Origin of the sequence: Methylobacterium sp. E-025 (genome assembly GCF_022829705.1) — a bacterium.
GTDB lineage: Bacteria > Pseudomonadota > Alphaproteobacteria > Rhizobiales > Beijerinckiaceae > Methylobacterium.
The window spans coordinates 38,846-53,666 of sequence record NZ_JAKSYR010000136.1 but is presented as its reverse complement, the minus strand read 5'-3'; the positions used below and the strand labels follow the sequence as shown (position 1 = coordinate 53,666).

Here is a 14,821-nt window from a genome sequence, read left to right as displayed (position 1 = left end):
GGCGCTCAGGCCGCCCTTCCCTGCGAGGGCTGGCCGGCCGCGGACCCGCCGGCCGCGGCCGGGTCGACGGCCACCAGCGTGCCGTCGTCGCGATAGACCGCGCCGAGCACCTCCTCGAAATGACGGCGCACCCGGTCGTGGCACTCGCAGGCCGCCCGCTCCAGGGCCGCCCGGTCGCGGATGGCGATGCGGCCGCGCGACACCGCGATCATCCCGCGGTCGTGCAGGCCGCGCAGGACGCCGGACAGGTAGGTGCGGCGGACGCCGAGCATCTCGGCGAGCACGTCCTGGGTGATCGGCAGCACGTCGGTCGAGAGCCGGTCGTGCAGGGTCAGCAGCCACTTGGCGGCGCGCTGCTCGATCGGGTGCAGGGCGTTGCAGGCCACCGATTGCAGGAGCTGGGCGATCAGGCAGTCGGAGTAGCGGGTGAACAGGTTGCGCAGCGTGCTCGACGCGTGCTTGGCCGCCTGAAGGCGCCCCGCCTCCACGCGCAGCCCCGGGCCGCCGATCTGGACCACGGCGCGGCTGAAGGCCGGCAGGTAGCCCTGGCTGACCACGCCGCCGACCGCGCCCTCCCAGCCGACCGTCGCGGTCTCGGTCATGCGGCCGTCGAGCATGGTGATCGCCAGGGTGACCACGGTGTGGTCGCACGGGAAGGTGACGTGCGAGACCGGATCGCCCGATTCGAACACGATGTCGCCGCGCGCGAACTCGGCCGGCTCGGCGTAGGGCGCGATCAGCGCCCGGTCGGCGGGCTGGAGGGCGCGCAGCAGGAGGTTCCTGCCGAAGGACGTGGCGGTAACGGCCATGGCGGAGCGGTTCGTTTCCCAGGTGCAACAAGGCCATAGCGCAGCGCGAGGCCGCCGTCTGTTCACAAGTCGAAGTTCGCGCAAGTTTTCGATGACGGCCGGGCCGGCATCGGCATCCGCTTGATTCCGGGGCGGCGCCGGCCATGTGATCACGGCATGAAACGGCGAAGCCTGCTCACGGCCGCGAGCGCGGCCACGGTGATGACCCTGGGCGGCGTCGGCTACGCCGTGCACAGGCGCGGGCGCAACCCGTACTACCGCGGGCCGGAAAGCGACCACTTCGACGGGGTGCGGTTCTTCGCGCCCGGCCAGGTCGCCGACAAGGCCCTGGCCGACGTCCTCCGCTGGAAGGCCGAGCGCGGCGGAACGGCGTGGCCCAAGGCCTATCCGAGCCCCTTCCCAGCCGACCGTCCGCCGGAGCGCGTCACAGGCCTGCGCATCGTGCTGATCGGGCATGCCAGCTACCTAGTGCAGGTCGCCGGCCGCAACATCCTGATCGACCCGGTCTTCGCCACGCGCGCGAGCCCGACGCGCTTCGCGGGCCCGAAGCGGGTCAACCCCCCCGGCATCGCCATGGCCGACCTACCGCCGATCGACGCCGTGCTGATCACCCACAACCACTACGACCATCTCGACGGGCCGAGCCTCACGCGGATCTGGCAGGCGCACCAGCCGCTGGTCGTCGCGCCGCTCGGCAACGACACGATCCTGCGCGGCTACGACGACACGATGCATGTCGAGACCGCCGACTGGGGCGGCTCGGTCGATCTCGGCGACGGGGTGGCCGTCCACCTGACGCCGGCCTACCACTGGTCGGCCCGCGGGCTGAACGACCGGCGCATGGCCCTGTGGTGCGCCTTCGTGCTGACCACGCCCTGGGGCGTCCACTACCATGTCGGCGATACCGGCTTCGGCGACGGCGCGATCTTCCGGGACGTGCGTGCCCGCTTCGGGCCGCCGCGGCTGGCGACCCTGCCGATCGGCGCCTACGAGCCGCGCTGGTTCATGCAGGCGCAGCACATGAACCCGGCCGACGCGGTCGCCGCCCTCGACCTGCTCGGGGCGACCCAGGCGCTCGGCCATCATTGGGGCACCTTCCGGCTCACCGACGAGGGCATCGCGCAGCCGGCCGAGGCGTTGGACGCGGCAATGGACCAGGCCGGGCAGCCGCGCGCGCGCTTCCTCGCGCTGCGGCCGGGGCAGGTGTGGGAAGGCTGACCGCGGACGAACCACCCGCGTCGGTCACGGTGGAGACGCCCTCTCGATCGTCCGTCAGGCGGTCCGCTCCGTCGCGCTCGCCTTCCGGCCACCGGCGGTGATGCCGGCGGAGGCCGCGATGACGCAGCCGATCGCCAGCCATTGCAGGAGGGACAGGCGCTCGCCGAGCAGGATCAACGCCGCGAGCGCCGCGATCGCCGGCTCCAGGCTCATCATCACCCCGAAGGCCTGCCGCGTCAGCCGGCGCAGGGCCACCATCTCCAGCGAGTACGGCAGCGCGCTCGACAGCACCGCGATCCCGAAGCCGAGCGCCAGCGTCTCGGGATCGAGCAGGGCCGCGCCGGAGCTCGCCAAGCCGAACGGCGCTACCACGATGGCCGCCGCGAGCATGCCGAGCGACACCGCCTGCCCGCCGTCGACCCGGCCCGCGCGCTGCCCGAACACGATGTAGAGCGCCCAGGCCAAAGCCGCGACGAGGGCGTAGGCCACACCCGCCGGGTCCAGGCCGCCGGCCTCGCGCATCGGCAGCAGCAACCCGAGCCCGAGCACCGCGAGGCCGATCCAGGCGAAGTCGGCGGTTCGGCGCGAGGCCGAGAGCGCGACCGCGAGCGGCCCGAGGAACTCGATCGCCACCGCGGGCCCGAGCGGGATCGTGCGGAGTGCCAGGTAGAAGGTGAGATTCATCATCCCGAGCGCGGCGCCGTAGAGCGCGATGATCCCGGCCTCGCGCAAGCTCAGGCTCCGCCGCCACGGCCGCCACACCGCGAGCAGGATCAGGCCCGAGAAGCCGACGCGCAGGCTCGACACGCCGGCCGCGCCGACGATCGGGAACAGGCTCTTGGCCAGGGCCGCTCCGCTCTGGAGCGAGACCATGCCGGCGACGAGCGCGACGACGGGCAGGAGCGTCGCCGACGCGCCCGGCCGTTCGAGGCCGCGCACGGCGCTACAGGATGAACCGGCTGAGGTCGGCGTTGGCCGCCAGGCTCTCGACCCGGTCGCGGACATAGGCCGCGTCGATCGCCACCGTCTCGCCCGAGCGGTCGGTGGCGGTGAACGAGACCTCGTCGATGACGCGCTCGAGCACGGTCGAGAGGCGCCGCGCGCCGATGTTCTCGACCGAGCCGTTCACCTCCACCGCGACGCGGGCCAGCGCGTCCACCGCGTCGTCCGAGAAGGCCAGCGTCACGCCTTCCGTCTGCATCAGCGCCACCGTCTGCTTGAGCAGGCTCGCCTCGGTGGAGGTCAGGATCTGCTTGAAGTCCTCGACGGTGAGCGGCTGCAGCTCGACGCGGATCGGCAGGCGTCCCTGCAGCTCCGGCAGCAGGTCGGCGGGCTTCGAGACGTGGAAGGCGCCCGAGGCGATGAACAGCACGTGGTCGGTCTTCACCGGCCCGTGCTTCGTCGTCACCGTCGTGCCCTCGATCAGCGGCAGCAGGTCGCGCTGCACGCCCTCGCGGGAGACGTCGGCCGAGGACCGCCCCTCGCGGGCGCAGATCTTGTCGATCTCGTCGAGGAAGACGATGCCGTTGTCCTCGACCTCGCGGATCGCCTCGCGGATCAGCGCGTCGTCGTCGACGAGCTTGTCGGATTCCTCGGCGAGCAGGGGCGCGTAGGCGTCGCGCACGCTCATCCGGCGCGGCTTGCCCTTGGCGGCGCCGAACGCCTTGCCGAACATGTCGCCGAGGTTGACCGCGCCCATGGAAGCGCCCGGCATCCCGGGGATCTCGAACATCGGCAGGCCGGAGGACGGATTGCCGGCGAGCTCGATCTCGACCTCCTTGTCGTCGAGCTGGCTGTCGCGCAGCTTCTTGCGGAAGCTGTCGCGCGTCGGCTGGCTCGCGGTCGGGCCGACCAGGGCGTCGAGGATGCGGTTCTCGGCCGCCGCCTCCGCCTTGGCCTTGACCGCCTTGCGCTTCTCCTCGCGCACGAGCCCGATCGCCACCTCGACGAGGTCGCGCACGATCTGCTCGACGTCGCGGCCGACATAGCCGACCTCGGTGAACTTGGTCGCCTCGATCTTGAGGAACGGCGCGCCGGCGAGCCGCGCGAGCCGGCGGGCGATCTCGGTCTTGCCGCAGCCGGTCGGGCCGATCATCAGGATGTTCTTCGGCGCGACCTCCTCGCGCAGCGGCCCGGTGAGCTGCTGCCGGCGCCAGCGGTTGCGCAGCGCGATGGCGACGGCACGCTTGGCGTCGTGCTGGCCGACGATGAAGCGGTCGAGTTCCGAGACGATCTCGCGGGGGGAAAACGTGGTCATCGGGCTCCGATCGGGTGCGGCAGCCGGTCTGCCAGGCGCGCGGGCAGGCCGCGCAGGACGACGCCCCGCATCGCGTGCCAGCCGGCGCTGAGCAGCAGGACGAAGGCGCCGAGCGCCAGGAAGCTCAAGGGGGCGGCCCGGTTGCTGAAGCCGGCGTCGCGGATCAGGGTTCCGAACGCGATCCCGGCATAGGGAAGCGGTGCCGGCGCGCCCGATCCGCTCGGTCCCGGCAGGGCGCTGCTCCAGCCGATCGCGAGGCCGGCCATCGACGCGAGCGCCAGGAAGGACTCGACCGCGAAGATCGCCAGCAGGGCGATGCTCGGCAGCGCCATCCTGCGGCGGCGGGTGAAGAACTCCGCGAGCGCCCAGGCCAGGGCCGCGACGAGCACCCGGCTGCCCGTCTCGCCGAGGGTGTCGCCGGCCAGGAGCCAGGCCGCGCCCAGGAACAGGCCGATGCCGAGGGTGACGAAGATGTCGGCGAAGCCGGTGATGAAGCGCAGGCGCTCGTCGTCGTCCACGCGCTCGGGCACCGGCACCGCCTCCTCGCGGGCCAGCCGGTCCAGGGCCTCCACCTGCGCGGCGGTGAGGATGCCGCGGGCGACCGCGCGCGACAGGAGCGCGGGGTCGATCACCGGAGGGCCGGCGGGCACGGGGAGGGACGTCGCATCGCCCCGATCTAAGCGCGAAGCGGGACGCTTACCAGGGTCGATCGCGCCGCCGAGCGCGCGGCTGATCCGGCGTGCGATCCCCCGGCCGGCGTCAGGCAGCGCGGATCTCGCCGACGAAGCCGGCGACCTCGCCGCCGAGGCCCTCGGAGCGGCGCGCGAGCTCGCCGGCCGCGGCCAGCACCTGCGCCGCGGCGGCGCCCGCCTGCAGGGCGGCGGCCTGGACCTCGGCCATGGTCTCGCTCACCGCCCGGGTGCCCTCGGCGGCGTCGCTCACGCTGCGGGCGATCTCCTGGGTGGCGAGCTGCTGTTCCTCCACCGCCGCGGAGACGCCCATCGCGATCTCGTGGACCGAGCCGATGGTGCCGCCGATCTCCTCGATCGCCGCCACCGCGTCGGCGGTGGCCTCGCGGATCGTGGCGATCTCGGCGGTGATCCGGTCGGTCGCCAGCGCGGTCTGGCCGGCGAGGCTCTTCACCTCGGCGGCCACCACCGCGAAGCCGCGTCCCGCCTCGCCGGCCCGCGCCGCCTCGATCGTGGCGTTGAGCGCCAGCAGGTTGGTCTGGCCGGCGATGCCCGAGATCAGCGAGACGACCTCGCCGATGCTGGCGGCACTGCGGGCGAGCCGCTGCACCGACTGCTCGGTGCGTCGCGCGTTCTCGACGGCGCCGGCGGCGGCGACCGAGGTCTGCGAGACCTGCGCGCCGATCTCGTTGGCGGTCGCGGCCAGCTCCTCGGTGGCGGCCGCCACCGCCTGGACGTTCATCGAGGCCGCGCCGGCGGCGTCCATGACGGCCTGCGACTGCAGGCTGGTGCGCTCGGCGTTGCGCGCCATCGCGCGGGCCGTCTCCTCCATCGTCCCGGCGGACGCGGCCAGGTGGCCGACGAGGCCGCCGACGCTGCCCTGGAATCGGTCGGCGAGGGTGTCCATCTCGGCGCGCTTGACGGCGCCGGCTTCCAGGCCGGCTTGGGCCTGGCTGCGGCGCAGGGCGTCCGCCTCGCCCATCGCGTCGGCGAAGGTGCGCATGCTCGCCCAGATCGCGCCGATCTCGTCGCGCGAGGGCTTCACCGCCGGCAGGTCGCGGTCGCCCTCCGCGAGGCGGCGGATCGCGGTCGACACGGCCCGCAGCGGCCTCGCGATCATGCGATGGCCGAACAGCCCGCCGATGAGCAGGCCGCCGAGGGCGCCACCGAAGGCCAGCGCCAGGAGCAGGCGCAGGCGCCCCGTGTAGAGCGCGTCGGCACCGGCGTTCAGGCTCTCGATGCGGTCGCGGTTGCGCATCACGAGGGCCTCGATCCCGGCCTGGAAGGCGATGCGGTTGTTGCGGTTCTCCTCGGTGAAGCCCTGCTCGGCGGCGGCCTTCGGCGAAACCTCGGTGCCGAGACGGGCCGTCTCGGTGCGGTGCCGTCGGAAATCCGCGGCGTCCTTCGCCACGCGGTCGAACAGCGCCCGATCCTCCGCCGGCACCGCCGGGAGCCACTCGGTCAGCAGCGCATCGATCGCCGAGAGATCGCGGACGATGCCGCCGGCGTAGGTCCGCGCGGCCTGCGTGCTGGCGGCGGCGTAAATGCCGCGGGATTCGAGTGCGGTGTCGGTGGTGAGCCGGGTGAGCTCGGCCGCGAACAGCGCGTTCTCGGTGGCGTTCCGCGCGGCCCCGACCGACGCGTTGAAGGTCCGCAGGGTGTCGAGCCCGACGCCCGCGACCACGAGGGTCACGAGGCTGGAGGCGCCGACCAGTCCGATGAGTTTGCCGCCGATCGTCATCGCGTCCACGCCCCGTGCTTGCGTGGTCGAACCTACCCAGAGGTTGTCAAGGACCCGTTAAGCTTGCAACCCGCTCACCCCTGCACGGCCTCGGGGCGCGAAGCCGACATCCTCGATGCTTCGCCACCCTGCGGTCGAAGCTGCGAGAACGACAGCATAAACCCGCTGACCCGGCGGCATAACCTTGACCGTTCCTTCGTCAGCCCGGATGAGTGGACCCTGCCGGGATCGATGATCGAGCCCGGTCCGGGGGACGTCAGATGAAGCGATGGATCGTGGGGGCCGCCCTGCTCGCCGGGCTGGCCGCGCCGGCTTGCGCCAAGGATATCGTCCTGCCGGCGAAGGAACCCGCCGTCACCGCGACGATGCCGGACGACTGGGACACCAGCGTCTACGAGACCGAGATCGCCTCCGTCTCGGCCGACGGCGACATCGTGGTCAACATCGCCACCGACAGCAAGGCGCGCCTCGACGCGCTGATCAAGGACAGCAAGGCCTACCTGACCAAGAACAAGGTCAAGCTCGTCGGCAAGCCGACCGAGCAGACCATCGACTTCAACGGCACCCCGGGCCAGGTGCAGCGCTACCAGGCGACGGACAAGAACGGCAAGGCGATCATCGACTTCGTCACCCTCGACGCGAGCCGGAACCGGGTGGTCCTGCTGACCGTGTGGGGCTCCGAGGACGACCGCCAGACCAACGGGACCGCCCTGGACGCGATCATGAAGAGCGTGACGGTCCCGGCCGGCGGCGGAGGCGGCGGGTTCTGGTCCGGTGCCGCCGTCCCGTCCGGCAAGGCCGGGACGGGCAAGACGGAAGCCACCGCGCCCGAGGCGGTCAAGCCGCCGCCGGGGGCCGCCGCGGCGGCGCCCCAAGCGCCCGCTCAAGCCCCCGCTCAAGCACCCCCTGCCGCAGCGCCGGCCGCCACCCAGACCCTCGGGGTCCGGCGCGTGCTGTTCGTCACGCGGCCCTCGGACGGCTTCGGCGACGCCGACCCGCGCGCCGCGAGCCCCTTCCTGCCGAGCGAGAAGGTCATCACCTACATGGAGCCGATCGGCGAGACGCTGGTGCCTGTCGCCGGCGGCGACGTGCGGTTCGGCCTGGTCGTCGACTACGCGCTGCAGACCAGGGGCGGCGCGATCCTCGCGGGCCAGAAGGCCGTGATCGACCGGGAGTTCACCGCCGGGAAGGACGCCCTGCTGGACGGCTCCCCGAAGTTCTCCTTCCACTTCACACTGGGCATCACCGGCGTCGACCCGGGCGAGTACGTCCTCGCCTTCACGCTGCGCGACAAGTTCAGCGACCGCACGACCCAGATCGAGCGGCCGTTCACGGTGGCGGCGGCCCCGGCCGCGCCCGTCCCCTCGGCTCCGACGGCCGCCGCGCCCGCGCCGTCGACGCCCGCTGCCGCCCCGGTCGTCGCGGCGGCTCCGCCCTCGCCTGCGGGTGGGCTCTGCGCGCAGGACGCGGTGCGCACGGATCTGATGGCCTCGGTCAACGGCGCCCCCGACTTCAAGGACGGCAAGCGCCGGCTCAAGGCGCTGGTCGAGCCCGAGACGGTCTTCGAGGATCGCAAGGCCAAGCGGATGACCTGCCGCTACACCTCGGTCTGGGACGAGACCCAGGACACGGGCACGACCGAGACGCGCATGAAGATGACCTTCAAGGCCAGCGACGACGGCAAGGACGGCATCGACCTCGATTACAGCTTCGACAAGTAGCAGCCGCTCAGCCTCCCGGCGGCCCGAGGGCCGTCGGGACGGAGCCGGTGAGGGCCGGACCTAGCCCGCGTCGAGAGCCTCGAGGACGAGGCTCTCGTTGGTGTAGACGCAGATCTCGGCGGCGATCCGCATGGCCTTGCGCACGATCGCCTCGGCGTCGAGGTCGGTGTCCTCCAGGGCGCGCGCGGCCGACAGCGCGTAGTTGCCGCCGGAGCCGATCGCCATCACCCCGCCCTCCGGCTCGAGCACGTCGCCCGCGCCCGACAGCAGCAGGCTGACGTCCTTGTCGGCCACCAGCATCATCGCCTCCAGGCGGCGGAGATAGCGGTCGGTGCGCCAGTCCTTGGTCAGCTCGACGCAGGCGCGGGTGAGCTGCCCGGGATACTGCTCGAGCTTGGCCTCCAGGCGCTCGAACAGGGTGAAGGCGTCGGCCGTCGCGCCGGCGAACCCGCCGATCACCGCGCCCTTGGCGAGCTTCCGGACCTTCCGGGCATTGCCCTTGACGATGGTCTGGCCGAGGCTGACCTGGCCGTCGCCGCCGATGACGACGCGGCCCCCCTTGCGCACCATCAGGATGGTGGTGGCGTGCATCTGGGCCGGGCCTGAATCGTCGTGTGCCAAGGGTGTCTCCGGGTGTCGCTCGGCGTCAGGTAGGGGCTCGCGCCCCGGATTGCCAAGCGGCGCCGCGAAGACCCGCGGTCAGTGGTCGCCGCCGAGATAGGCCGCGCGCACCGCCGGATCGCTCTTGAGCCGGGCCGCCGGCCCCTGGAAGCGGATGCGGCCGTTCTCGAGGACGTAGGCGTAGTCGGCCACCCCGAGCGCCGCCATGGCGAACTGCTCGACGAGCAGCATCGTCACCTGCTCCTCCTTGAGCTGGCGGATGATGCGGAACACCTCCTCGACGAGCTTCGGCGCCAGCCCCATCGACGGCTCGTCCAGCAGCAGGATGTCGGGGCGCAGCATCAGGGCGCGGCCCATGGCGAGCATCTGCTGCTCGCCGCCCGAGAGCGTGCCGGCGAGCTGCAGCCGGCGCTCCTTGAGGCGCGGGAACAGCGCGTAGGCGCGCTCGCGGTCGGCGGAAACGTCGCCCTTGGGGCGCGAGCCGGTCAGCCGCGGGAAGGCGCCGAGCGTCAGGTTGTCCTCCACCGACAGGGTCGGGAACACCCGCCGCCCCTCCGGCGAGTGGGCGAGGCCGGCGCGGGCCACGTCGTGGCTGTCGAGCCCCGAGATCTCACGCCCGGCGAGCCGGATCGAGCCGGCGCGCGGCTGGATCATCCCCGAGAGGGCCCGCATCGTCGTGGTCTTGCCGGCCCCGTTGGAGCCGATCAGCGTCACGACCTTGCCCTTCGGCACCTGGAACGAGAGCCCGTGCAGGACCTCGATCTGGCCGTACCCGGCCGACAGGTTGGCGACCTCAAGCATGGGCTGGCTCCGGAGCGGCCGAGCCGCCCATGTCGTCGGGGGCGCCGAGATAGGCCTCGATCACCTTCGGGTCGGCCTGCACCTCGCGGGCCCCGCCCTCGGCGATCTTGTGCCCGAAATCGAGCACGCTGACCCGGTCGCACAGCCCCATCACCACGTCCATGTGGTGCTCGATCAGGATCACGGTGATGCCCGCGTCGCGGATCTTGCGGATGATCGCGGTCAGGTCCGCGATGTCGGGCGCGGTCAGGCCGGCGGCCGGCTCGTCCAGCAGCAGCAGCACGGGGTCGAGCGCCAGCGCGCGGCCGATCTCCAGGAGGCGCTGCTTGCCGTAGGGCAGGTTGCGGGCCTCCACCTGGGCGAGGCTCGACAGGCCCATGAAGTCGAGGATCGCCATCGCCCGGGCGCGGGCCTCGCGCTCCTCGCGGCGCCGCCGCGGCGTGCCGAGGATCGCGTCGACGATGGTGCCGTGGAAGGCGTGGTGCAGGCCGACGAGCACGTTCTCCAGGGCCGTCATCTCGCGGAAGAGCTGCACGTTCTGGAAGGTGCGGGCGACACCGGCGAGCGCGATCTCGGAGGGCGTGCGCCCGTCGAGGCGCTTCGGCGCGCTGCCGGCCGCGGCCAGCGTCACCGCGCCGGCGGTGGGTTTGTAGATGCCGGTGAGCACGTTCATCATCGTGCTCTTGCCCGAGCCGTTCGGGCCGATGAGCCCGTGGATCGTGCCGGGCCTCACCGACAGGTCGACGCCGGCCAGCGCCTTCAGGCCGCCGAACTGCATCAGCGCCTGCTCGACCTGCAGCAGCGGCTCGGTGCCGGCGGCCTTGCCGCGCTGCGCGATCAGCGCGTCGCCGTCGGCCGAGAGCGCCTTGCCCTCCGCCGTGTGGGCCGGGCGGAGCGCCGGGATCTTCTCGCGCAGGAAGCCGACGATGCCGTCGGGCAGGTAGTAGACCACGAACAGGATCAGCAGGCCGAACACGCTGAGCCGGAAGTCGGTGACCGATTGCAGCGCCAGCGTCGCGGGCAGGAACAGGATGCAGAGCACCACCGGCACGAGGATCGCGAAGCGGTTCTCGCGCCGGCGCAGGAAGGCCTGGATGCCGACGACGAGCGCCACGGCGGCGATGAGGCCGGCCATGATCCGCACGAGGTCGATGTCGGCCAGGATGTTGGGCATCATCACGATGATCGCCGAGCCGATCAGCGGGCCGGCCCGCGATTTCCGGCCGCCCATCGTCACCGCGAGCAGGAACAGCACGGTGAGCTCGAAGCCGTAGGAATTCGGGGCGACGTAGCGCTCCGACCAGGCGAACAGCGCGCCCGCGAGCCCCGCCAGCGCCGCTGAGACCACGAAGGCGTAGACCTTGTAGCGGTAGACGCTGACGCCCATGCAGTCGCAGGCGATCGGCGAGTCGCGCAGCGCCTCGAAGGCGCGCCCGAACGGCGAGCGCACGATGCGGTTCACCACCACGATCGTCAGCAGGAGGCAGGCGCAGACGAGGTAGTAGAACTCGAGCTTGCGCCCCGCCGCGCCCCAGGGCGGCGTGATCCCGAGCGTCGCGAAGTCGATGACGCGGGCCGGCGGCAGGGTGATGCCGAGCGGCCCGTTGGTGATCGGCGTCAGCTCGTTGATGAAGATCTGCACGATGGTGCCGAAGGCCAGCGTCACCATCGCGAGGTACGGGCCGGTGACCCGCAGCGCCGGCACCGCGAGCAGCAGGCCGAAGGCGGAGGTGACGCCGATCCCGGCGAGCAGGCCCCACCAGATCCCGAGCTTGAAGTGCAGGAACAGCACGGCCGCCGCGTAGGCGCCGACGCCGAACAGCCCGGCATGGCCGAGGCTGACCTGGCCGGTATAGCCGACGACGATGTCGAGCCCGAGGATCAGGATCGCGTAGATCGCGATCACCAGCAGCAGGTGGATGTAGTAGCTGCTGGTGACCACGTGCGGGAAGGCGGCGAGGAACACCACGAGCAGCACCGCGCCCGCCGCGCCGATATGCCGGCCGAGACCGGCGGAGGCCGAGGGCGCCGGGGCGGCGGCCGGCGCGAAGGTGGAGTGCGCCATCGGCTCAGACTTTCTTGATCACGGCCTTGCCGAACAGCCCCACGGGGCGGATCGACAGCACGACGAGGAGCAGGATCAGGCCCGGCACGTCCTTGTAGCCGGTGGAGATGTAGAAGCCGGTCAGCGTCTCGGCGATGCCGAGGATCAGCCCGCCGACGATGACGCCGAGGCCGGATTCGAGGCCGCCGATGATCGCCACCGCGAAGGCCTTCAGCGCCAGCACCGCGCCCATCGTGGCGCCCGTCAGCGTGACCGGGGCGACGAGCACGCCGGCGAACGCCGCCGTCATCGCGCTGATCGAGTAGGACAGGGTGATGACGCGCTTGGTGTTGATGCCCATCAGGCCGGCGGCATCGATGTCGTTCGAGGTGGCGATCACCGCCTTGCCCCAGATCGACTTGCGATTGAAGATCTCGACCGCGAGCATCATCAGCAACGCCCCGGCGATGATCAGCAGCTCCATCGGCAGCATGCGGATGCCGCCGAGCTGCAGCGCCTCCTCGGGCAGCGGCGACGGGAACTTGAGGTCGTCGCGGCCCCAGATGTTCTCGGCGAGATTGCGAAAGATGATCCCGAGCGCGATGGTGGCCATGATCCACCCGTACTCGGACTTGATCTTCACCGCCGGGCGCACGCCGAGGCGCTCGACCACGGCGCCCAGCGCGAAGCCGAAGACCAGCACCAGCGGGATCATCAGCCAGTAGCCGGTGAACGGCGCCAGCGTCAGGCCGAACAGGGCGCCCAGCGCCAGCGCCTCGCCCTGCCCGAAGTTCAGCGTCTTCGAGGTGGCGAAGGTGAGCTGGTAGCCGAAGGCGATGGCGGCGTAGATCATGCCGACCGCGACGCCGGACGCGACGAGCTGCAGGAAGATGGTCATCGTGTCACCGGCGCCCGTGCGTGAGGGTTTGGTCGTTCATGACGTCCGGTCCCGACCCGATCCGTCGAGGCGCGGGCTCCCGTCCCGCTCGGGATCGGGCCGCGCGACGGGCGACCGGACGGCGTCGGGCCGGCCGTGCCGCCCCGGCACGCGGGCGGTTGCGGGACCTCGCGCGCCGCCGGACGCTCGATAAGCGTTCCGGCGGCGGTGGATCATCCCGCCCGACCGACGAAAATCGTCAGTTGGAGGTCTTTTCCTTGACGCGCACCACGCCGGCGTTCTTGGCGTCCGTGTCCTTGGCGTAGACGATCTTGCCGTCCTGCACCTTCCCGAACACGACCATGTTGCGCGAGATCGCGTTGTGGTCGGCGGCGGTGAACGGCTTGTCGTAGGTCGTCACCACGCCCTCGACCTTCTCCTTGAGGTTCTCGAGCGCCTCGCGGATCTTCGGCCCGTCGGTCGAGCCGGCCTGCTTGATCGCGGCGGCGATCAGGAACACCGAGTCGTAGCCCTGCGCGCCGGCGACCGGGGTCGGGATCTTGGTCACGCCGTAGGTCTTGTAGTAGTCCTCCAGGAAGGCCTTGCGCTTCGGCAGCGTCTTGTCCTCGATGAAGGTCTGCGGCATCACCACGCCGTTGCCGTTGGCGCCGGCGATGTCGATGAAGCTCTGCATCGAGGCCGGCCACGAGGTGATCATCGGCACCTTCCAGCCGAGCTTGGCCATGCCGTTGGCGATCTGCGCCAGCTCCGGCCCGATGCCGTAGGCCAGGATCACGTCGGCGCCGGCCTGCTGGGCCTTCAGCAGCTGGGCCGTCATGTCGACGTCCTTGATGTTGAACTTCTCGACCACCACCGGCTTCACGCCCTTGGTGCCGAGGTACTTCTCGATGTCCTCGCGGCCGAGCTGGCCGTAATTGGTCGAGTCGGCGAGGATGGCGATCTTCTTGTGGCCCTGCGCGACGGCCTCGTCGACCATCATGCCGGCCTGCAGCACGTCGTAGGCCGAGTTCCGGAAGACGTAGTTGCTGTCGTAGTCCGGCGCCTTGAACTGGTTGGTGATGACGGTGCCGGTGGCGACGTTGTTGAACACCGGGATCTCGGCTTCCTGGTAGAAGCGCTGCGCGGCCAATGCCACGCCGGTGTTGATGAAGCCCAGCGTGGCGACGACCTTCTCCTTGCTGATGAGCTCCTGCGCCACCTGGGCGCCGACCTCGTTCTTGGCCTCGTCGTCGCGCTCGACGAGCTGGATCTGACGCCCGAGCACGCCGCCGGCCTTGTTGATCTCGGCGGCCGCCAGCCGTGCGCCATCGCGCATCGACACCCCCATGGCGGAGGAGCCGCCGGTATAGGGGCCGGTGACGCCGATCTTGATCGGGTCCGCGGCCTGGGACGGCAGGGCGCCGAGCGTGGCCAGTGCCGTCGCGCCGAGCAGGGCGCCGACGAACGCGCGCGTCGTCAGTGTCATGGCTGTTTCCTCCGTGTCCCGATCCGGGCATTTTTTGTGTCGCGGTGCCTTGAGGCACCGTCGCGGGTTCTGCGGCCCGAAGTCTCGGACCCCTGCCCGGGCGCTGGAATATTGTCGAACGTGCACGCGAACGCAACGCAGGACGCGAGGTCCGGCCTACAAATCCAAAGGGTTGTGGGTTTTACGGCGCGAACCTCGGGCCGCCGCGGCGAGGGTCGGCCAGGCGGCGTCCGTCGCGGCCTCCGCGGGGACCATGCTCCGGCCGATGCGCCCGGGCGTTCCGGAAGCACCGGGCCGGCCCGGAAATGCGCCGGCGCGGGCAAAGCCTGTTGACCGATCCGCGCTTTCCCCTTAACGGAAGCGCTCCCGAACGACGGACCCCTTCCGAGCGGTCGCCGGCTTCCAGCCGTGCCCGGATCGCGAGCGGTACCCGTCCCTTCGGTGGGGGATAGTTTAACGGTAGAACGGTGGACTCTGACTCCTCTGGTCCTGGTTCGAATCCAGGTCCCCCAGCCACTTAAGACCTAAGCCACTGCAGGCATTGATCTTTTTCCTGA

The 14,821-nt window shown here is 71.3% G+C and carries 12 protein-coding genes and 1 tRNA gene; 3 read left to right on the top strand and 10 right to left on the bottom strand.

The features are described from left to right. Positions 1–5: 5 nt before the first annotated feature. The gene (locus MKK64_RS20075; protein ID WP_243936684.1) at positions 6–809 is read right to left on the bottom strand and encodes a Crp/Fnr family transcriptional regulator; all 804 of its coding nucleotides are present in this window, start codon (positions 807–809) and stop codon (positions 6–8) included. 156 nt (positions 810–965) lie between these two features. On the opposite strand from MKK64_RS20075, the gene MKK64_RS20070 reads away from it, so the two are divergent. Continuing rightward, complete coding sequence (locus MKK64_RS20070; RefSeq protein ID WP_243936680.1) at positions 966–2,027, top strand: MBL fold metallo-hydrolase; 1,062 nt, start codon at positions 966–968, stop codon at positions 2,025–2,027. A 54-nt stretch (positions 2,028–2,081) separates the two neighbouring features. Here MKK64_RS20070 and MKK64_RS20065 read toward each other — a convergent pair whose 3' ends face one another. From MKK64_RS20065 to MKK64_RS20050, 4 genes are all read right to left on the bottom strand, one after another. Next, positions 2,082–2,966: an EamA family transporter gene (locus tag MKK64_RS20065; RefSeq protein WP_409567984.1), complete on the bottom strand. Its 885-nt coding sequence runs from the start codon at positions 2,964–2,966 to the stop codon at positions 2,082–2,084. 4 nt (positions 2,967–2,970) lie between these two features. Continuing rightward, positions 2,971–4,284 (bottom strand): ATP-dependent protease ATPase subunit HslU, encoded by a 1,314-nt coding sequence (gene hslU / locus MKK64_RS20060; protein WP_147843262.1) that lies wholly within the window; start codon positions 4,282–4,284, stop codon positions 2,971–2,973. Then, positions 4,281–4,934 (bottom strand): hypothetical protein, encoded by a 654-nt coding sequence (locus MKK64_RS20055; RefSeq protein ID WP_243936679.1) that lies wholly within the window; start codon positions 4,932–4,934, stop codon positions 4,281–4,283. The genes hslU and MKK64_RS20055 overlap by 4 nt, the downstream gene beginning before the upstream one ends. A 109-nt stretch (positions 4,935–5,043) precedes the next feature. Further along, the gene (locus tag MKK64_RS20050) at positions 5,044–6,714 is read right to left on the bottom strand and encodes a methyl-accepting chemotaxis protein (protein ID WP_147843265.1); all 1,671 of its coding nucleotides are present in this window, start codon (positions 6,712–6,714) and stop codon (positions 5,044–5,046) included. A gap of 260 nt (positions 6,715–6,974) precedes the next feature. Here MKK64_RS20050 and MKK64_RS20045 point away from each other — a divergent pair, with 260 nt between their 5' ends. Beyond that, positions 6,975–8,435: a hypothetical protein gene (locus tag MKK64_RS20045; protein ID WP_243936678.1), complete on the top strand. Its 1,461-nt coding sequence runs from the start codon at positions 6,975–6,977 to the stop codon at positions 8,433–8,435. Positions 8,436–8,495: 60 nt separating this feature from the next. On the opposite strand, the gene hslV is transcribed toward MKK64_RS20045, so the two are convergent. From hslV to MKK64_RS20020, 5 genes are all read right to left on the bottom strand, one after another. Next, on the bottom strand, positions 8,496–9,026 hold the full coding sequence (gene hslV, locus MKK64_RS20040; RefSeq protein ID WP_147844277.1) for an ATP-dependent protease subunit HslV: 531 nt from the start codon (positions 9,024–9,026) through the stop codon (positions 8,496–8,498). Positions 9,027–9,134: 108 nt separating this feature from the next. Then, positions 9,135–9,857, bottom strand: coding sequence for an ABC transporter ATP-binding protein (locus MKK64_RS20035; RefSeq protein ID WP_147728685.1), 723 nt, complete (start codon positions 9,855–9,857; stop codon positions 9,135–9,137). After that, entirely contained in the window at positions 9,850–11,922 is a 2,073-nt protein-coding gene (locus tag MKK64_RS20030) for an ABC transporter permease subunit (protein ID WP_147844276.1), read from the bottom strand. Before MKK64_RS20030 ends, MKK64_RS20035 begins: the two co-directional genes overlap by 8 nt. A gap of 4 nt (positions 11,923–11,926) precedes the next feature. Beyond that, positions 11,927–12,799 (bottom strand): branched-chain amino acid ABC transporter permease, encoded by an 873-nt coding sequence (locus MKK64_RS20025; protein ID WP_147728683.1) that lies wholly within the window; start codon positions 12,797–12,799, stop codon positions 11,927–11,929. Between the two features lie 238 nt (positions 12,800–13,037). Continuing rightward, complete coding sequence (locus MKK64_RS20020) at positions 13,038–14,264, bottom strand: ABC transporter substrate-binding protein (protein ID WP_147727533.1); 1,227 nt, start codon at positions 14,262–14,264, stop codon at positions 13,038–13,040. A 442-nt stretch (positions 14,265–14,706) separates the two neighbouring features. Here MKK64_RS20020 and MKK64_RS20015 point away from each other — a divergent pair. After that, positions 14,707–14,780: transfer RNA gene (locus tag MKK64_RS20015), tRNA-Gln, on the top strand. Positions 14,781–14,821: the final 41 nt, after the last annotated feature.